This is a genomic window from Taibaiella koreensis (assembly GCF_003545715.1).
Taxonomy (GTDB): domain Bacteria; phylum Bacteroidota; class Bacteroidia; order Chitinophagales; family Chitinophagaceae; genus Taibaiella; species Taibaiella koreensis.
Genome location: NZ_QVNU01000005.1, coordinates 235,283 through 253,123, shown reverse-complemented (window position 1 = coordinate 253,123; position 17,841 = coordinate 235,283). Strand labels below are relative to the sequence as shown.

16 protein-coding genes are annotated in these 17,841 nt (G+C 50.5%); 12 read left to right on the top strand and 4 right to left on the bottom strand.

Annotation, left to right across the window (positions count from 1 at the left end):
* Positions 1–148: 148 nt before the first annotated feature.
* From trmB to DZK30_RS17370, 3 genes are all read right to left on the bottom strand, one after another.
* Positions 149–877 (bottom strand): tRNA (guanosine(46)-N7)-methyltransferase TrmB, encoded by a 729-nt coding sequence (gene trmB, locus DZK30_RS17380; protein WP_118975439.1) that lies wholly within the window; start codon positions 875–877, stop codon positions 149–151.
* Between the two features lie 170 nt (positions 878–1,047).
* Positions 1,048–2,055, bottom strand: a complete 1,008-nt coding sequence (locus DZK30_RS17375; RefSeq protein WP_162903185.1) for a WG repeat-containing protein — start codon at positions 2,053–2,055, stop codon at positions 1,048–1,050.
* Between the two features lie 43 nt (positions 2,056–2,098).
* Positions 2,099–3,376 carry a NupC/NupG family nucleoside CNT transporter gene (locus tag DZK30_RS17370; protein WP_118975437.1) on the bottom strand — a complete coding sequence of 426 codons (1,278 nt, stop codon included), beginning with the start codon at positions 3,374–3,376 and terminating at the stop codon, positions 2,099–2,101.
* Between the two features lie 190 nt (positions 3,377–3,566).
* Here DZK30_RS17370 and DZK30_RS17365 point away from each other — a divergent pair, with 190 nt between their 5' ends.
* From DZK30_RS17365 to DZK30_RS17330, 8 genes are all read left to right on the top strand, one after another.
* Positions 3,567–4,160 carry a hypothetical protein gene (locus DZK30_RS17365; RefSeq protein WP_118975436.1) on the top strand — a complete coding sequence of 198 codons (594 nt, stop codon included), beginning with the start codon at positions 3,567–3,569 and terminating at the stop codon, positions 4,158–4,160.
* The gene (locus DZK30_RS17360; RefSeq protein WP_118975435.1) at positions 4,160–5,164 is read left to right on the top strand and encodes a hypothetical protein; all 1,005 of its coding nucleotides are present in this window, start codon (positions 4,160–4,162) and stop codon (positions 5,162–5,164) included. The genes DZK30_RS17365 and DZK30_RS17360 overlap by 1 nt, the downstream gene beginning before the upstream one ends.
* Positions 5,165–5,321: 157 nt before the next feature.
* Positions 5,322–6,899 (top strand): peptide chain release factor 3, encoded by a 1,578-nt coding sequence (locus tag DZK30_RS17355; RefSeq protein ID WP_118975629.1) that lies wholly within the window; start codon positions 5,322–5,324, stop codon positions 6,897–6,899.
* Between the two features lie 2 nt (positions 6,900–6,901).
* Positions 6,902–7,369, top strand: coding sequence for a hypothetical protein (locus DZK30_RS17350; protein ID WP_118975434.1), 468 nt, complete (start codon positions 6,902–6,904; stop codon positions 7,367–7,369).
* Between the two features lie 28 nt (positions 7,370–7,397).
* Positions 7,398–8,039 (top strand): LysE family translocator, encoded by a 642-nt coding sequence (locus DZK30_RS17345; RefSeq protein ID WP_118975433.1) that lies wholly within the window; start codon positions 7,398–7,400, stop codon positions 8,037–8,039.
* A gap of 183 nt (positions 8,040–8,222) precedes the next feature.
* Positions 8,223–9,422, top strand: coding sequence for a bifunctional 3,4-dihydroxy-2-butanone-4-phosphate synthase/GTP cyclohydrolase II (locus DZK30_RS17340; RefSeq protein ID WP_118975432.1), 1,200 nt, complete (start codon positions 8,223–8,225; stop codon positions 9,420–9,422).
* Positions 9,423–9,876: 454 nt separating this feature from the next.
* Entirely contained in the window at positions 9,877–11,988 is a 2,112-nt protein-coding gene (locus DZK30_RS17335; protein ID WP_118975431.1) for an Ig-like domain-containing protein, read from the top strand.
* Between the two features lie 137 nt (positions 11,989–12,125).
* Positions 12,126–13,175 carry a T9SS type A sorting domain-containing protein gene (locus DZK30_RS17330; protein WP_118975430.1) on the top strand — a complete coding sequence of 350 codons (1,050 nt, stop codon included), beginning with the start codon at positions 12,126–12,128 and terminating at the stop codon, positions 13,173–13,175.
* 150 nt (positions 13,176–13,325) lie between these two features.
* Here the strand turns inward: DZK30_RS17330 and DZK30_RS17325 are convergent, their stop codons facing one another.
* Positions 13,326–14,033: a DUF2071 domain-containing protein gene (locus tag DZK30_RS17325; RefSeq protein ID WP_118975429.1), complete on the bottom strand. Its 708-nt coding sequence runs from the start codon at positions 14,031–14,033 to the stop codon at positions 13,326–13,328.
* A gap of 119 nt (positions 14,034–14,152) precedes the next feature.
* Between DZK30_RS17325 and DZK30_RS17320 the strand changes: the two genes are divergently transcribed.
* The 4 genes from DZK30_RS17320 (at position 14,153) to tatC (ending at position 17,691) form a co-directional block, all read left to right on the top strand.
* Positions 14,153–15,337 (top strand): glycosyltransferase, encoded by a 1,185-nt coding sequence (locus DZK30_RS17320; RefSeq protein WP_118975428.1) that lies wholly within the window; start codon positions 14,153–14,155, stop codon positions 15,335–15,337.
* A gap of 40 nt (positions 15,338–15,377) precedes the next feature.
* Positions 15,378–16,262, top strand: coding sequence for a toxin-antitoxin system YwqK family antitoxin (locus DZK30_RS17315; RefSeq protein ID WP_162903183.1), 885 nt, complete (start codon positions 15,378–15,380; stop codon positions 16,260–16,262).
* 69 nt (positions 16,263–16,331) lie between these two features.
* Positions 16,332–16,787 carry a ribose 5-phosphate isomerase B gene (rpiB, locus tag DZK30_RS17310; protein WP_118975426.1) on the top strand — a complete coding sequence of 152 codons (456 nt, stop codon included), beginning with the start codon at positions 16,332–16,334 and terminating at the stop codon, positions 16,785–16,787.
* A gap of 43 nt (positions 16,788–16,830) precedes the next feature.
* Positions 16,831–17,691, top strand: a complete 861-nt coding sequence (tatC, locus tag DZK30_RS17305; RefSeq protein WP_240432945.1) for a twin-arginine translocase subunit TatC — start codon at positions 16,831–16,833, stop codon at positions 17,689–17,691.
* Positions 17,692–17,841: the final 150 nt, after the last annotated feature.

Here is a 17,841-nt window from a genome sequence, read left to right as displayed (position 1 = left end):
TTAATGATCAATGGTTTCAGCCGGTTTCTTTACCCTAAATTAACATAGATCCGGGACTTTTTTTACGAGTGATTCAAGTCGTAAAAAGCAACAAAAAAACCTGCATAGTGTTGTGCAGGTTTTATTCATTTTTCCGGAATAGGGATATTTAATCCCCCGTTTCATCATCATCGGCTTCATCTTCCTGCATCCGGAACATTTCTTTCAGCTCCTGGTCTGTTTCAAGAGGAAGGTCACCCGTTATCCGGAACCGGAGATAATGCACGCGGTTGCTGCCGGCGATATCCAGGCCTTCGTAATGTGTTTTGATAGCCAACTCGGGGCTCACTTCGCCATTGGCATAAATATTGTCGTCGTCGGCCAACATCTCCAGGTCGTACAGCCCGATCACTGTTTTGGTAAATTGGTACAGGTCGGGGCTATCGGTCTTAAGGTTGATAGGACCGCCGGGCTGCAGTACCTGCTGGTATAGCCGCAGGAAACGGGGGAAAGTCAGTCTTTTCTTCATGCGTGAACCACGCAGCTGCGGATCGGGAAAGGTGATCCAGATCTCGGCAACCTCGCCCGGCATAAAATAGTCGGTCAGCTTGTCGATATGGGAACGCACAAAAGCCACATTGCCCAGACCTTCCTCCAACGCTGTTTTGGCGCCGCGCCAGATGCGGTTGCCTTTCAGATCGATGCCGATAAAATTTCTTTCCGGATACAGGCGGCCGAGGCCTACCGAATATTCGCCTTTGCCGCAGGCCAGTTCCAGCGTGATCGGATGATCGTTCTTAAAAAAAGTATGCCATTTACCCTTCATCTCTTTGGGGTATTCCAGCACATTCTCAAATCCTTTGATCGCTTCGAAGCGGATCAGTTTCTTTTGTCCCATGAAAAAACACGCTAATATCCCTTTAAGGGAGCGCAAAATTAAGATAAATTGGCTATCCGGCACGGGAAATGTCGGTTGTGCCCTTTAGAGACATTGCATGGGTTACCTGTAGAGACGTTGCATGGGTTACCCTGTAGAGACGTTGCATGCAACGTCTCTACAGGGTAACGTTAACGGGTTTTCCTGAACAGTTGGGTGTCAAAGCGGTTAGGCGCATCGGGGTAGGTCCTGAAATAGTCGTCGGAGGCTTTCAACTCCTGCTGCAGCCATTGGCCGAAAGGCCGGGGCGCATCAAAAAAAGGATTATAGAACCAGGCCCCTCTGGCGTCGACAAAGAACTGCATGTCGTCTGCTGCGCGGTATACGCCGTCCTTATAGCGATAGGCCTGCACCACATAGCCGGGGTTTGCAGGCGGCTTTTCGATCAGCTCGAAGCGGAGTCTTGCTTCCTTCCCGGTCACCCTGGGGCTGTAATTCATAAAAGCCAGCTTGTGCAGCACCTCTGTACGGTCAAAGCTATCTACCAACTGTTGCTCGGCAACGGTATAACGGAAAGGGTAAGGCAGGTAGCCCTCGTCGGTCTTCAGGTCCAGCGGCGAGGCCGGCGCTTCCATGGGCTGCACTTCTTTGCCTTCCTTGTTGATCACGATCCGGCGGGAGCCTGGCCGGAACAGGATATCGGGATGCTCCGGATCCCGGCTGCGATCGAGATAGCAATCCCTGCAGGCCCAGGCATAGCCATAGCTAAACGGACTGGCCCAGTCCCACTGTGGCTGGATGACCACCAGACCGCGGCGGTCGGCAAATCCCACTTTATCTTTTTCCACACATCGGGTCAGCCCTTCTTCAAAGTAATCGGGGCCATTGTCAAAAACCATCGGATGATACAGCAGCTTGCCTTCACGGTCGAAGGCATCGCCGTAGCTGGCAGCAGGCGTTTCGTCGGTGCTGCGGCGCCCATCGGCCATGAAGATGATTGAATCTTTGATGGGTTGATGTGTATCATGATCGGGAAAATCGCGGTAACGGGCCGGGATAATGATCTTGCCACGGCTGTTTTTTACGCCGACAAGGGTAAAAGAATCGGTCGGGCGTGTAAAGTAAAAGAGGCGTGTTGCCTGCTGGCTATAAACTTGCAGGACCGGTGAAAGGAGCAGCAGGAAAAGCAATCTTTTCATCGGCATTTGTTTTTTATATAACGGTCTGCAGGCGTTTTTTGTTTTACATGAGGATACCCGCAATGCTGGCACTGAGGTAAGAGGCCAGGGTACCGCAAAGCAAGGCTTTAAGGCCAAGCCTGGCCAGGTCTTCCCTGCGCTCGGGCGCCAGTGCGCCAATGCCGCCTATTTGCATACCCACGCTGCTAAAATTGGCGAAACCGCATATCGCTGTCGTCACGATAAGCAGGCCCTTTTCCGTTACAATAGGTACTTCTTTGGAAGTCAGGCTCTTAAAAGCCAGGAATTCGTTCACCGTCAGCTTCTGACCCAGCAATGTTGCCGCATTGTTCACGTCTTCCCTGGGAATGCCCATCGACCAGGCAAAGGGATAGAACAACTTCCCGAAGATCCAGTTAAGGGAAAGGTTCAGACCGGGGTTGAAGAGGTGGCCTATTTTTAGCAGCGACCAATCGATAAGCGCGATGAGCGCGATGAAGCCGATCAACATGGCGATCACGTTCATGGCGATCTTAAAGCCGTCGGCTGCAGCATGCGAAATGGCATCGATCAGGTTGGTGTACTCGCTTTTGACCTCCAGCTTCACTTTGCCCATGGTCTGGGATACCTCCGTTTCGGGAAAAACGATCTTGGAGATGACCAGCGCGCCGGGAGCGGCCATCAGGCTGGCCATGATGAGCTTAGGCGCCAGGTTGAAACCTGCCTGGGCGCCCATATTGGCGTATACGATCAGGATGCCGCCGGCGATACAGGCGAGGCTGCCGCTCATGGATGCCAGCAGCTCACTCTTGGTCATGCCTTTGAGGTATGGGCGTATCATCACCTGGGCTTCCACTTGTCCTACAAAGGCGCTGGCAACGTTGCTGAGGGCTTCGGCGCCGCTTACCCGCATCACAAAGTTCATGCCTTTTGCAATCACCGAAACAATACGTTGCATGAGCCCGATATGATAAAAAATAGCGACCAGCACGCAAACCAATATGATCGCTGCCGTAACGCTGAAGCCGAATACAAAAGGGTTGTCGCCCTCGATCACCGTACGGTAGGGGACATTGCCATGGGAGCCCGTTTGGGTAACGATGCCGCCATAAACAAAGGCGGCGCCTTCCTTGGCAAAGCCCTCGATCTTTTGCATGCCCCTGCCCAGCAAACCAAAGAATTGCTGTACTTTCTGGATCTTCAGTATCAGCAGGGCAATCACCACCTGTAAAAGAAGGCCGCTGACCACCAACCGCACATTGATCCTCCTTTTATTGTTGGAGCACAAAAAAGCAATACCGAGGATCAGCGCTATGCCGATCAATCCCGTGAAACGTTCCATCCAGGAGAAAAATTTTTAGAAAATGGTTGCAAAGTAAATATTAATGAGAAAATTCCTGTATTAAATAAACCGAAAGCCATAAATAATAATTGTATCCCGGCAATTTTGGAGAAAAAGGAAGCGAATAAATAAATGACCGCCGCGGGCTGCCGCTAACCGATACTTTTGGATCAAAAGCGCAACCGGTACTATGACAAAGAAAATCATCTACGGGATCATCGCCTTTTTCGTGATCGGCACCTTGCTCTGCTTCTGGATCATGAAGGGAGCCGATGACATAGGCAAGGAGCAGGCCACCCGCACAGAAGCCGATTTTACCACGCAGCAATTCGTGATCACTGAGCTGTGGCAAATGCAGCAAAAAAAACAGGACAGGGTCCTGGCCTCTTATTTGTTTATCAAAGTACGGCAGGAGCCCATCAACCTGCGCCTGCCCTGGCAGGGAGGCGATGACCGCGATGCTATTGCCGGGCAACTGAAAGAAGGCGACACGATAACCGTCAAAGTAATGAAGGCTCAGCTGGCTGAGGCGAGGAAGGGCGGTTTCTTTAAAGCGATCGACCGTTTTTTCATGGGCGATAAGCGGGAGGTCACGCTTTTCGGGCTGAAGGCGCATGGCGAAACGCTGCTGGATCGCGACATCCACGATTGGGACGTAGCGCGTATAAGCCTCCTGGGGCGCCTGACAGACCAGCCATTTCTCCTCCTGATCCCGTTCTTTATTATAATGTTCGTGATAGGTTGGATCAAGCGAAAGGCGAACGCTAAAAAAGCTGTTTCCTGATGGCTGCTTATTTTAAGACGGGGCCGGACAAGATCAGTATCAAGCCGCTGGCCTTCCTGATGCCCGTAGGCATTGTGCTTATGGTACTGCTGCTGCTGCTAATGCCCCTCGTCATTATTTTGTTCGCCTTCCGGGCCGATCTTAGCCAGATCACTTATAAAAACCTTGCTCCGGGAATCCTGATGCTGCCGCTGCTCCTGGCCTGCATTCCCCTCCTGCTGCTGAGCCGCAGGACCATTACCTTCGACCTCATCAACCAGACGATATCCCAGCGTACTTTAGGCCGCGGCCGTAGCCTGATGCGGTTCGATGAGGCAGGGGAGATTGTGCTCATGACCTCGGTCGGATTGTATTACCGTCTCAAGAGCAAGCGTGACCGTTACGGTAAAGGCTATCGTATTTCCCCCTACTTCAATGGCCAGGACAAGGGAAAGACGGTGTTTGACGAGGAATTGCTACCCGCTATCCGGGCCATGCTAAAGGCGCAGCCGGCTACGCCAGCAGTTGACTATGCGCTGCAGGACGCAGGGATGCTGCAGTGGTTTGAAGCGTTTAAAGATGGTTACCGGCTACGGCCGGGACACAGCCGCAGGCAATACTTACCCGGGCTCATTATCCTGCTGCTGGCGCTGCTTTATTTCTGGTTCAGGGTGTTTACCCAGGCCATGCCCTCCGATACAGAACACCGGTTTTCCATAATCCTCATTTTTCCGCTCCTGCTGCTGCTGGCCACCTTCAGCAAGCGCATTTACTTTGATCCTTCAAAGCGGCAGATCGTTGTATACCGGTTCGGGATCATTACTGCGCACTATAACAGAGGCGACTTTACAGGCTTCAACATTGTGCGGAAAACCTACAACGGACTGTACAATGGCACCGATGTACGACTGAAATTCAGGAAGGCCGGCAACAATAAGGAACAGGAGCTTACCCTGGAAACCTTTAAAAAGACCGTGCCAATAGCAGATTTCCTGAAAGAAGCGGAGTGGGTGCTCAACCGGTAACACAATTCTTTTCCACAAGTGCAGCAGGGCTTCGGAAGGTTCCGAAAGGCCATTTAATGTGACGGCAGCGTAAAAATGTAAAAAGATTCCGACCTTTGCCACCTTTTTGAGACCTTGCCACACAAAGCAGGGTGTCAATCTGTTTGGAAAAAACACGATGAAATACCTTAACGAAATCGAGCGTCGCAAGACCTTTGCTATCATATCCCACCCCGATGCGGGTAAAACTACGCTGACGGAAAAATTCCTGCTTTTCGGCGGCGCTATCCAGACGGCGGGCGCCGTAAAAAGCAATAAGATCAAAAAAGGCGCTACCTCCGACTTTATGGAGATCGAGCGTCAACGTGGTATCTCTGTAGCTACTTCTGTAATGACCTTTGAATACAGGGACATGCTGATCAACCTGCTGGATACGCCGGGCCACAAAGACTTCGCCGAAGACACCTACCGCACCCTCACGGCCGTAGACAGCGTTATCCTGGTAATCGACAGTGTGAACGGTGTAGAGGAGCAGACACGGCGATTGATGGAAGTATGCCGTATGCGCGATACGCCCGTAATCGTATTTGTCAACAAAATGGACCGCGACGGCAAATTTCCTTTTGACCTGCTGGACGAGATCGAGAAAGAGCTGAACATATCCCTTCATCCGCTCACCTGGCCCATCAATATGGGTAAGGAATTTAAGGGCGTATACAACCTGTACGATAAGAGCCTGAACCTGTTCACACCGGGGCAGAAAGGAACCGATGAGAACAGCGTGCCTATCGCCAATCTTTCAGATCAATTGCTGGACGAGAAGGTAGGTGTGCGGGATGCGACCCAGTTGCGTGAAGATGTGGAGCTGCTGGAAGGGGTCTACGGCGAGCTGGAGACCGACGATTACCTGAAAGGGAAAGTAGCCCCGGTATTTTTCGGTTCTGCGGTAAATAATTTTGGCGTGAAAGAAATGCTGGATACCTTTATCCGCATCGCACCCACACCCGAACCCCGTAAAACGGATAAAGGGGTGATAGCGCCTACAGAGGATCGTTTCAGCGGTTTCATATTTAAAATACATGCCAATCTCGATCCCAGGCATCGCGACCGTATTGCCTTTTTAAGGGTCTGCAGTGGCAAGTTTGAGCGCAATAAGAACTATCGCCATGTGCGGCTGGACAAAGATGTGCGGTTCAGCGCGCCGTATAGCTTTATGGCCCGGCAGAAGGAGGTGATCGACGATGCTTATCCCGGCGATGTGGTTGGCCTGTTCGATACCGGCAATTTCAAGATCGGGGATACATTGACCGAAGGTGAGCAATTTTACTTCACCGGTATGCCCAGCTTCTCGCCCGAGATATTCAAAGAGGTGATCAATAAAGATCCGATGAAGACCAAGCAGCTGGAAAAAGGCTTACGGCAGCTGACCGACGAAGGTGTGGCGCAGCTCTTCACGCAGCATGGCGGCAACCGCAAGATCATCGGTTGCGTAGGCGACCTGCAGTTTGAAGTGATCCAGTACCGCTTGTTGCAGGAATATGGGGCTTCCGTCAATTTTGTACCGATGGCCTTTTATAAAGCCTGCTGGATCACCGGTGAGAAAAAGAAAGTTGAAGATTTTGTCCGTTTCAAGCAGGCCAATATCATGGAAGATAAAGATGGACACCTGGTATACCTGGCGCAGAGTGAATGGTTCCTGAATACCGAGCGGCAGAATAACCCGGATATCGAATTCCACTTTACCAGCGAATTCTAAAGATGGCCCGGCAGATAAGGTACCGTAAAAAGGATGTGGTCAAGCTATTTTTGGTATGGTTGCTGGTATTTAGTGTCCTTGTCTGCTGGAATATTGGTGTGGCACGTGGTGAACGCAATAGTTCAGTGCCGGTTCTAAGCGGCTGGAATGCGCTGATATTAATACCTCATTGGGCCGCCTGCCTGGTATACTCGCTGGTATTGTTTGTCTTCTTGAGGGATGGTCAACGATTTTGGCGTTTTCCTGTATTTATTATACTGCAATTGGCATGGCTTGTGTTTGACCAGGGAGCAGACGCCTTTGATTTTGTACGAAGGACCTGGCATGATGAGCGCTATATGTTGGCGCCCTTTGCTTACTCGGTGGTCGTATACCTGCTGGTCCAGGCGTTTCGAAAGCGTCTCTGTTTGTGCGAAGAAACAGCTTACCAGGAAGAAAAACTAAATAAGGACGAAAGTCCGGAGCGATAAAAATGGCAGTTTTGCCAGGGACACAAGCATGAATTTTTCAGAAGCTGTCGTAAAAGGAGTATTGCTGGGGCTGTTCATGGCCATCTCGGTGGGGCCTACACTCTTCGCCGTTATCCGTTACAGCATGCACCATAGCTACAAAGCTGGTATTGCTTTCATCCTGGGCGTGTCTGTGAGTGATATCATTTACGTGGTGCTGGCCAATATAGCCACCAATTGGCTGCAGTTCCTTGAAGACCATCAGCGGACGGTAGGCTATATCGGTTCCGGTCTCTTCATTGTTATGGGGTTGGCCAGCCTTTTGCGTAAGTATAAACCCAAGCGGCCCAAGCAGGGTAAAGCCTTGGATATCAGCGCCAGTGCTTATTTCAAAATATGGGGTACGGGTTTTTTGATGAACGCGCTCAATCCTGCTGTTATCCTGTTGTGGGTGGGTGCGGCGATCTCGGTAGCCGGCGCTACCCTGGCGCCCAGGGCTGTTTTCTTCGGTGTGTGTCTGGCTATCGTGCTGGGATTCGACATTATTAAAGTATTTCTGGCCGATAAGATACGCAGGCAGCTCACCTTGCGCCGCATCATGTATCTCAACCGCATATCGGCGATCTGCATCCTCGTGTTCGGTTTTATTCTCCTCGCAAAAGTCTACTTCAATATCGAGCTGAGTCACTGAGTGGCTATTGGATTTTCCCGCTTCTCATCCTGTCCCATTACTTATGACAATGCGCTGATAATACGGCCCCATAGAGATTAGGGGAATGACAAATACTGCCGTAACTTTGCGTTTTCTATATTTGAAATCGAAAATGGAAGTTTGAAATCCACGATTAAGTTTCATTAAATCTTAATTTATTTCATGCTGAACACAATTGAAGAAGCATTAGAAGACATCAGAAAAGGGAAGCTCGTGATCGTTGTTGACGATGAAGACCGGGAAAACGAGGGTGACTTTGTTACCGCGGCCCGGAATGTGACCCCCGAGATCATCAATTTCATGTCGAAGCACGGCCGCGGGCTTATTTGCGCGCCCATTACCGAAGAACGGGCTGCCGCGCTCAACCTCAATTTAATGGTGGAGAACAACACAGTGCTGCACCAAACCCCCTTTACCGTTTCGGTCGACCTGATAGGGCAGGGCTGTACCACGGGTATTTCGGCCCACGATCGGGCCAAGACCGTACAAGCGCTTATTGATCCCAATACGCAGCCCGAGGACCTGGGACGCCCCGGGCACATCTTTCCGCTGCGGGCCAAACCCGGTGGCGTGCTGCGCCGCATCGGTCACACGGAAGCCACGGTCGACCTGGCTCGCCTGGCCGGTATGGAACCTGCCGGCGTGCTGGTTGAGATCATGAACGACGACGGCACCATGGCCCGGCTGCCAGAGCTGGTCGAGATCGCTAAGCAGTTTGATCTCAAGATCATCACCATTAAGGACCTAATTACGTACCGGCTGGAAAAAGAAAGCCTTATCGAGGAAGAAGTGCGGGTGCAGATGCCTACAAAACACGGCTTGTTTGAGCTGGTTGCCTTCCGCCAAAAAAATACCGGCGAGCAGCATTTAGCGCTGATCAAAGGAAGCTGGGCCGAGGACGAGCCTGTGCTTACCCGTGTGCATAGCTCGTGCTTTACGGGCGATATTCTGCATTCGCTGCGCTGCGATTGTGGCGAGCAACTGCAAGCTGCTATGGAGATGGTAGAACGCGAAGGCAAGGGCTGCGTGCTGTACATGAACCAGGAAGGCAGAGGCATAGGATTGTTCAATAAGCTGAAAGCCTATAAGCTGCAGGAAGAAGGTAAGGATACCGTGGAGGCCAACCTGGCGCTGGGTTTCAAAATGGACGAACGGGACTATGGCGTAGGCGCACAGATATTGCGCCACCTGGGTATTACCAAGCTGCGCCTGATGAGCAATAATCCCCGTAAGCGGGCAGGGCTGCTGGGCTACGGTATCGAGATCGTGGAGACGGTTCCCATAGAAATAGTGCCCAATACCTACAATGAATTTTACCTGAAAACCAAGAGAGATAAGTTGGGACACGAGATCCTGAAATAAGTTTTCTCTTCATAAATACCGGTGTGAACGGTGGTTGACAAGCAGCCCTTCCGTTCTCCCTGAAAGCGGCCATTCCTGTCAAGGAATGGTCGCTTTTTTTGTTTTTATATGCTGTTGTTAAATGTATTTATTGCTGTCTATTAGTAGATTAAGTTTTGTTGTTTTAAAATATGAAACAAATTGTTATCCGTTTTCTGTTTACTTTAAACGCTATGTAGTGCATTCATAGAGGATGTCTATGGGCCACTAAAACGAGGAATAAGATTTGTAAGACAATAAGTAGGTTTAAACAGGAAGATCATCCCTTTCAATCCGCGGCTGGTGTAGACCGGTGCATTTTTGAAAGGCATATTTGGGTTATTCCAGCGGGAATCATCAACAGGCAAGGCGGGGGCATATTAACAACCGAATTATTGCGATGGCAGAATTTTTAAAATAAATAAAAGCAAATAATATGTTCATTTTTATCAAATGGAAAATTGTACGGTCTATAGGATTTGCATTAGGCCTGCTGATCTTCCAAGGATCTGATGCCTTTGGGCAAAATCTTTTTGTAAACGGCAGCATGAACGGGCCTGTAGGCACTAGCCGGGTGCCTACCAGCTGGTCGATCAATTCCTCCACCCCGGATATCAACAATGCCGCATCCGACGCGCATATTCCCAATGCCGGTGGTGTTTATCCCTGGACGAGTTCAGCAACGGTCTCTCCAACTGCTTCTCCCGACGGCGGCACTTTTGAAAGCACCGTTTGCGAAGACGGGGGAATTAACGAAGGTTTTCAACAAACCATAAGCGGGCTTATCGTGGGCAAACAATATCGCTTTCGCTATTACTGGGCCCGGACGCCTTGTGTGCGGCAAGGAAGTGACCACTACAACGCAAACGCCCGTCCAAATGCCGTCGTAACCGGTATGACAGGCTATGCAAATCCGACCAATAGCGGCGCACCGTTCTGGACCTGGCAAACGGTAGACCAGGTACTGACCGCGACTGCTACTACCGCGACATTCAATATGCGACCGGTTTATATAAGCGCATTGAACACAAGCACCATTGCCGGCTATATCAGCTGGGACGGCTTTAAGCTGGAGCCGATAAATAGTGTTCCCGTTGCCGTAAATGATATGCTGACAGGCCAGGTTCCGGGAAGCCCGGCTACAATTGCTAACCTGCTGATCAATGATACAGATCTCGAAGGCCCATTATCACCAGGCAATATCAGCTTTGTCGCACCGGCAGGCGCTACCGGCGTCACCACCGATGGCCAGGGCGATGTGACGGGCTTTACGGTGCCCGGCGAAGGCACCTGGTCGCTGAACAGTAGCACCGGTGCGGTCACCTTTACCCCGCAAGCCGGCTTTACAGGCGATCCCACACCCATCAGGTACAAAGTAAAAGATGCAGCGGGGGCGGTAAGCAATACCGCGACGATCACTATCGACTTCAATTCGCCGGTAACGGTTGGCGGAACGGTTTATAACGACAATAATGGTATGACCGGAGGCCCTGACGGCCCCCCCGTCTCAGGTGTTACCGTCTCTCTGTTTGCTATCGACGGCACTACCGTACTGGCGACAACGGCTACCGATGCTAATGGGAATTATAGTTTCCCCAACCAGGTGCCGGGCAATTACATCATCGGTGTGACGCCACCAGGAGGCTATCAAAATGTAAGCGCAACCGATAATACTACGCCTGCCGATGGCCGTAGCCCGATAACCGTGGGCAGCACTGCAGTGGCAGGCATTAACTTCGGGATCAACCAGCCGCCGGTAGCTGTAAGTGATACGATCGTCAATCAAACAGAGGGTATGGCGGCTACTATTGCCAATTTGCTGGCCAATGATACCGATCCCGACGGCGGAACCTTATCTCCCGATAGCATCAGCCTCGTGGCGCCAGGCAATGCTACCAGTATTGCTACCGATCCGCAGGGCGATATAACGGGCTTCGCGGTGCCGGGTCAGGGTATCTGGTCGTTGAACAGCAGCACAGGGGCACTTACCTTTACACCACAAAGTGGCTTTACGGGCGATCCCACGCCGGTTGTATACAGCGTAACCGATGCCGCCGGCTTAAGCAGCGCGCCCGCCATTGCGTTTATCGATTTTCGCGCTACTCCCGATCTTACCCCGGTTGTTATATTACCGATAAACCAGTTAGGCGCAGGCGCCACCAGGGATTTCATTGTACGGTTGACGGAGCTGCGGCAGGTAGCCACTGCAAGCCCTATTGGGATCAATATCGTAGTGCCATCGGGCTATTCGATCAGCTTCACCGGCAGTACGACGCAGGTAGCGCTTCTGGCAGGCGGACAATATACCGTGAGCAACAGCCAGTGGAATGCTTTTCCCGTTTCGACAACAAGCATTAACCTGCAATCGGCGAATAGCTTTGCTGTTACTGCCGGCGGACAGACGGCCATAAGCTTCAAGTTAACGCGAACTACAGTGCTCACCGGTTCGCAAGGCAATATCACGGTCAAGATCTATGCCGATCCCAACCGTACTTACGACTCTGTACCGGCTAACAATTTCTATAGCCGGATCATTACCGCTAATTGATTTTTGCTCATTTAATATGTATTTCAATTTGCTTTTTCGCAGTTATAAAGCACAAAACATACATAAATTGAAAATTTAGATCATTTTTTATGATTTAATAAGCATAATTTTTTAGTTTTGTTTCACAAATAAAAAAAATGAAAAAAACGTTACTCACTATTGCCGCAATAGCAGGCGCACTGGTTGCGGTGGGACAAGGTCCAAACCCGCTTGCCAATCCACAGGTACATGGCATTACAGCCGCTGAAAGTCCGATCGAGGTAGGTCAGACGACAACAACCACATTTGATGTGGGCAACGATGGTGATGATCCCATACCTGCGGGTGGCGCAAGCTTTAATATCTCCTTCCCGCCAAATGTTTCGGTGAACCAATCGTCGCTTGACTTCGACGGGGGCGATGCTATTTTCACGCCCACCTGGACCGTCATTGCGGGTACAGGAACCTTTTTGCAGCTGGATGTTACTGGTGCAGGTATCCCCGCTATGGTACTCGGTGGGCCACAAACCCATTTTACAATGACGGTCGATATCGTGGGTGCCGTAGCCGGTACGGTACCGCTGCAACAAACGAGCAATGCGCTTCCGGAACCGCTGATTGCCGGCAATGCCCAAAGCAGCGACGATAACGCCTTTGGGCCTATACAGGTAGTACCTGCGGGTGCCTTCCCCATTAAGCTGATCTCCTTTACCGGAAAGCTGGCCGGAGAACATATGGCGCTGCTCCACTGGGAGATCGGCAACCCGGATAAGTTTTCTCATTTCGAGCTGGAGCGTAGCGCCGGTGGCGCCGGTTTTGTCAAGGTAGCCAGCCAGAAGCTAAGCGAGGCGTCGCGTTACCAGCAGGAAGACGATATCAGCAACATTAAGGGCAGGGTATTGTACCGCTTGAGTATGGTAGATCTCGATGGCAGCGCGAGCCTGTCTACGATCGTCATGTTACAGCGTAACGGTGCCGGCAATACATTCCTGCTGTATCCCAATCCTGCCGGAGAAAAAGTACGTGTAACGGGGATTTCCGGTGATGCAGGCTATTCCATTTATACCCTGGAAGGCAAGCTGGCCGCAACCGGCGATCTCAAAGCCAGTAAGCCCGATATTGCGCTTGATGGCCTTGCCAGCGGCGCCTATTGGATCAGGATCGCCACGCCTGACCAAATACAAACCTTGAAGTTGATCAGGAAATAGTAGTTGGGTGTGTGCTCATCTTAAAAAGCGAGGCTGTTCTTTGGAGCAGCCTCGCTTTTTAAGATGATATCGAAGTCATTAAGTGGGAAAGGCGTAACCTGATTTGCAACTGATGAGGTGATCTTTCACGCTGCTTCACCGGGAGACAATTCATTTATCTTCGAGCGCGCGCCATTCGGATGCCATGCCGGTCATGATCAGTGCATTGTCAAATACGACCGAACCTTTTGGAAAAAGAGATTCATCCTCGAACAGGCTTACGTACACCGAGCTGACCCTAAGCGGCCGTACCTGCCAGGCAGGGATCGTCAGCTTCATCCCCTCAAATGTTGTGCCATTGGGAGAGTAGCCACAGGCGCCTTGTTCGAAAAAAGAAGAGCAGCAAGGCAGTGTTTCAAAAACAGAGGAGGGGGACAAGCTTGTCGTTTCCTGTGCGTCGATAGCCATGTGGGCGCCGTCGGCGCTGGTAAAGGCTACCTGGTAACGGTCTCCGCCCTCTTCAACCCTGAATTGCGCCAGATGATGCCTGCCGGGGAACAGGCGCCCGCCCAGCCAGGCATTAAGCCGCGAAGCCGTATCCCGGCGGGGTATATATACGCCTTCCCTGACCACATTACCTTCATCCCATTCTACAGCAATGCGATGTGCCCCGTTTTCGGAAGCAATACCTGTAAAAGCCGGAAATCCTTTGGGGCGGATATGCTTAAGCCGTATGAGGCATATGCCGATGATGGCTTTGTTTTTATATGTTTTGGGCCGGAAAGGACCAGGCAACATCCCGGCTACGATACCAGGATCGACTGTGAAATTGACCAGGATGCGTCTGTCGATGAGCCCCAGGAGGGTAGGTGGTTTCATGGGATGCAGTTTAGGATGGAACAAATGTAGTCAGCAAGGTTCTTAAGCAATGATTAATAACAGTCATTTAAAGCCTTACTTTCCCTTTCGCAAAAAGAAAGGATATTTGCTGTTCGAACATGAAATTGCTGTTTACTGCCAATCGATTTCCATACCCGCCTTACCGGGGCGATAAGCTGAAGATCTACCACCTGGCCAAAAGGCTGGCGGCAAGGCATGAGCTACACCTGGTCACCTTTCTGCAGGATGAAAAGGACTTGCAATACCTGCCGGAATTGCAGCAGATCTTCACGGAGATCCACCTGGTTCCTCTTAGCCGCTTCCAGTCTTATGCCAACAGCCTACTTGCCTTTTTCCGGCAGGAACCATTCCAGGTGCGTTACTTCCATTCGCCGGCAATGACAGCGAAAATAGCGGAGCTCCGGCAACGGCACCACTACGATGCCGTGCATGTACAGCATCTGCGCATGGCGCAATACTGGGCAGACTATAAAGACATACCGCGCATCCTCGATCTGCCCGATGCCTATTCCCTTTACTGGAAACGGCGCATCGACAGCGCAAAAGGGTTGCTGAAAGTATTTAACCGGATAGAGCAGCGCAGGGTATCGGCCTATGAACAGGTGCTGAAGGCCTATGAGCTCTCGCTGGTATGCTCTGGCGAGGATCTTCGCTACCTCCGGGACGATCAGGGTATAGACAATATACGGCTGCTGCCCAATGGGGTCGATCTGGGCACTTTCTCTGCCGGCGGGCACGACTACGGTCCCGACAAAACCATCCTGTTTACCGGTAATATGGATTATGCGCCCAATGTGGATGCGGTTGTTTACTTTGTGCAGGAGATCTTCCCACTGATCAAAGCCCGGGTACCCGGTATCAGGTTTATGATCGCCGGTCAGCGACCGGTAAAAAAAGTGTTGGCGCTGGCCTCGGACGATGTAACCGTAACCGGATTTGTGCAGGACCTCGCAGCCTGTTATGCCCGGGCGGCTATTGTGGTCGCACCGCTGCGCTTTGGCGCCGGCACCCAGAACAAAGTATTGGAAGCCATGGCAATGGGCGTGCCTGTGGTGAGCCGCAATATCGGTTTCAGCGGTCTGAACATCGCTTCGGGCGAGGGTGTGGTGCTGGCCACCGATACGGAGGCATTTGCCGCAGCATGCATCGCCTTATTGCAGTCGCCGGAACACCGCCGCGAGGTGGGCGAAGCCGGCCGTGAAGTAATCCGGCGCCAGTTTGATTGGGACGTAGTGGCCGCATCGCTGGAGCAATATTTTTATGAGATCGTAAAGACCAGATAAGCCAACAATGACATTCTATCATTCCTTAAAACCAGTCAAAATGAAAGCCTGTATGTCCGTTTGGCTGCTGATGATGATGACGCTGCAGTCCCAAGGACAGCAAACGCCTCAAATCGAAAATGTTGTATTTTATTACCCTGATGGACAAGTAAAGCTTAAGGGTACGACCAAGGATGGGAAAAAGGAAGGCGTTTCTTATGCTTATTATGAGAGCGGGAAAAAGAGAAAAGAGAATAATTGGAAAAACGATATACAGATCGGTAAAACGACTGAGTGGTTTGAAAATGGCGTTATTGATTATAAGGGCCAGTTAAAAGATGGAAAAGAGGATGGTAAGTGGAAATATTATAATGACATTGACGGAAAATATATCTACTCTGTTTACTATAAAAACGGGGAAATTGTCAAGTATCATTTTTCCAGAAATAAATATAGCTGGAGAAAAATAGATTTACCGCAAATCCCTATTACGTTCGATTTTCCAGGTCATATTTTTGATTCGGCAGCCTCTGATTCCTATTCCTGTTACTGGACAATGTTTCCCTGGAAAGAAAAGGGTGACATTGAATTCTATTCACTTATCGTAATTGAAAAAGAGAAGCAGGAAGAGGTGGACCAAATGGTAAACAACTTACTCAAAGATAAATCCAGCTACACAAAATTGTTTTCAAACACATCGGAGCAAAATACCTTTATCCCTAGCCCGGAAACTGATCGTTATACCATTCAGCCCGTCAAAAAACGGCTTCTGAAAAATAGAGAAGTTCTGGAATTCGAGATAAAATTTTATGATTTTGATATTTCGCTAAGCGCTATATTTATTCCGGTCAAAACCAAAATGTGTATTCTGTCCGTATATTACAATAACCGGTCTCAGAACGAGATTTGCAAGCGTTTTTTAAATTCGGTTGATTTCAAAGAGTGATTATTTTACCGGTAGCTTTAACCAATAACTTACCAACCAATAGACCTATTGACTTAACTTTGCGCCCCTATGCAAACAACATTTGACACTTCTCTTCCCCTGGCTATCGGCAGCGACCATGCCGGGTTTCAATACAAAGAGCAGCTGAAAGCCTGGCTTACCGGCCTCGGCTGGACTGTTGAAGATAAAGGCACTTATTCTACCGATTCCACCGACTATCCCGATTATGCGCACCCGGTGGCGCTTATGGTGGAGGAGGGCAGGGCAGCGGCTGGTATCCTTATCTGTGGCAGCGGCAATGGGGTATGTATGACCGCCAACAAGCACCAGGGCATCAGGGCGGCGCTTTGCTGGAACGAAGAGCTGGCCATGCTGGCACGCCAGCACAACAATGCCAACGTGCTCTGTATGCCGGAACGCTTCGTGGAATATGCTGTAGCACAGAAAATGACTGAGCTTTTCCTAGCGACACCCTTCGAAGGCGGACGGCATGAACGCCGTGTAGAGAAGATCCAGGGCGCCTGAGCCATAACCGGCTTTTATTCCAATTGTTAAACGGCATATTCCTTTGAGTATTCTCAATAAATTCCTCGCCAAGCGAAACGGTGGCAACCCCACAGGAGAGATGGGTTTTACCGACCACATTGAAGCGCTGCGCTGGCATCTGGTACGATCGCTGGTGGCCATCATTATTGGCGCCGTTGTCGTTTTCTTTAATGTGGAATGGATCTTTGAGCACATCATCATGGGCCCTACCAGCAGCAATTTTATTTCCTACAGGCTCCTTTGCGACCTGGGAAAAGCGATCCATGTCGATGCATTGTGTCTTTCTGATGTCAAGCTGAGGTTTCAGAACAACCAGCTGTCGGGCCAGTTTATGATGAGCTTTTCGATTTCCTTCATGCTGGGCTTTATTGTGGCTTTCCCGTACGTCTTCTGGGAATTCTGGAAATTTGTAAAACCAGCCCTGAAGGCATCAGAGCTTAAGTATGCGCGGGGTATCGTTTTTTGGTCCTCCACTTTATTTTTTCTGGGTGTCGCCTTTGCTTATTTCCTTATCGCCCCCTTTACCATCAACTTTTTTGCCGGCTACCAGCTGAGCCCGCAATTTGAGAATATTATCACGATCGACAACTATTACGATACCATGAGTGATCTCATCCTAGGTCTGGGTATTGTATTTGAACTGCCGATCATTGTCTATTTCCTCTCCCGGATAGGCATCCTTACGCCCAAGATCATGCGGGACCAACGCCGTATCGCCATCGTGGTCATCATGGTGCTGGCCGCCGTGATCACGCCTCCCGATTGGTTCAGCATCTTCCTTGTAGCGATTCCCCTGGTATTGTTATACGAGGCCGGTATCGTGGTCAGCGCACGCATTCTGAAGGAGAAGAAGAAAAAAGAAAACGAAACCCTCGACTGGTAATATCACTTATCGTAAAATTAGTTCCGTAAGGAAAGCCGGCCACGCCTTAAGCGAAAGCCGGCTTTTCTTTACCCTTGAGGGGGCAATTTATGCCCCTCAGAGGTGTGAGAGGCCATTTTTGTTAATTTTTATGCCTGCGGTAAAAAGGAA

Excerpts from the sequence above, each read along its gene's own strand:
- trmB (WP_118975439.1), bottom strand. The coding sequence starts at position 877 with ATGGGACAAAAGAAACTGATCCGCTTCGAAGCGATCAAAGGATTTGAG.
- DZK30_RS17375 (WP_162903185.1), bottom strand. The coding sequence starts at position 2,055 with ATGAAAAGATTGCTTTTCCTGCTGCTCCTTTCACCGGTCCTGCAAGTT.
- DZK30_RS17370 (WP_118975437.1), bottom strand. The coding sequence starts at position 3,376 with ATGGAACGTTTCACGGGATTGATCGGCATAGCGCTGATCCTCGGTATT.
- DZK30_RS17365 (WP_118975436.1), top strand. The coding sequence starts at position 3,567 with ATGACAAAGAAAATCATCTACGGGATCATCGCCTTTTTCGTGATCGGC.
- DZK30_RS17360 (WP_118975435.1), top strand. The coding sequence starts at position 4,160 with ATGGCTGCTTATTTTAAGACGGGGCCGGACAAGATCAGTATCAAGCCG.
- DZK30_RS17355 (WP_118975629.1), top strand. The coding sequence starts at position 5,322 with ATGAAATACCTTAACGAAATCGAGCGTCGCAAGACCTTTGCTATCATA.
- DZK30_RS17350 (WP_118975434.1), top strand. The coding sequence starts at position 6,902 with ATGGCCCGGCAGATAAGGTACCGTAAAAAGGATGTGGTCAAGCTATTT.
- DZK30_RS17345 (WP_118975433.1), top strand. The coding sequence starts at position 7,398 with ATGAATTTTTCAGAAGCTGTCGTAAAAGGAGTATTGCTGGGGCTGTTC.
- DZK30_RS17340 (WP_118975432.1), top strand. The coding sequence starts at position 8,223 with ATGCTGAACACAATTGAAGAAGCATTAGAAGACATCAGAAAAGGGAAG.
- DZK30_RS17335 (WP_118975431.1), top strand. The coding sequence starts at position 9,877 with ATGTTCATTTTTATCAAATGGAAAATTGTACGGTCTATAGGATTTGCA.
- DZK30_RS17330 (WP_118975430.1), top strand. The coding sequence starts at position 12,126 with ATGAAAAAAACGTTACTCACTATTGCCGCAATAGCAGGCGCACTGGTT.
- DZK30_RS17325 (WP_118975429.1), bottom strand. The coding sequence starts at position 14,033 with ATGAAACCACCTACCCTCCTGGGGCTCATCGACAGACGCATCCTGGTC.
- DZK30_RS17320 (WP_118975428.1), top strand. The coding sequence starts at position 14,153 with ATGAAATTGCTGTTTACTGCCAATCGATTTCCATACCCGCCTTACCGG.
- DZK30_RS17315 (WP_162903183.1), top strand. The coding sequence starts at position 15,378 with ATGAAAGCCTGTATGTCCGTTTGGCTGCTGATGATGATGACGCTGCAG.
- rpiB (WP_118975426.1), top strand. The coding sequence starts at position 16,332 with ATGCAAACAACATTTGACACTTCTCTTCCCCTGGCTATCGGCAGCGAC.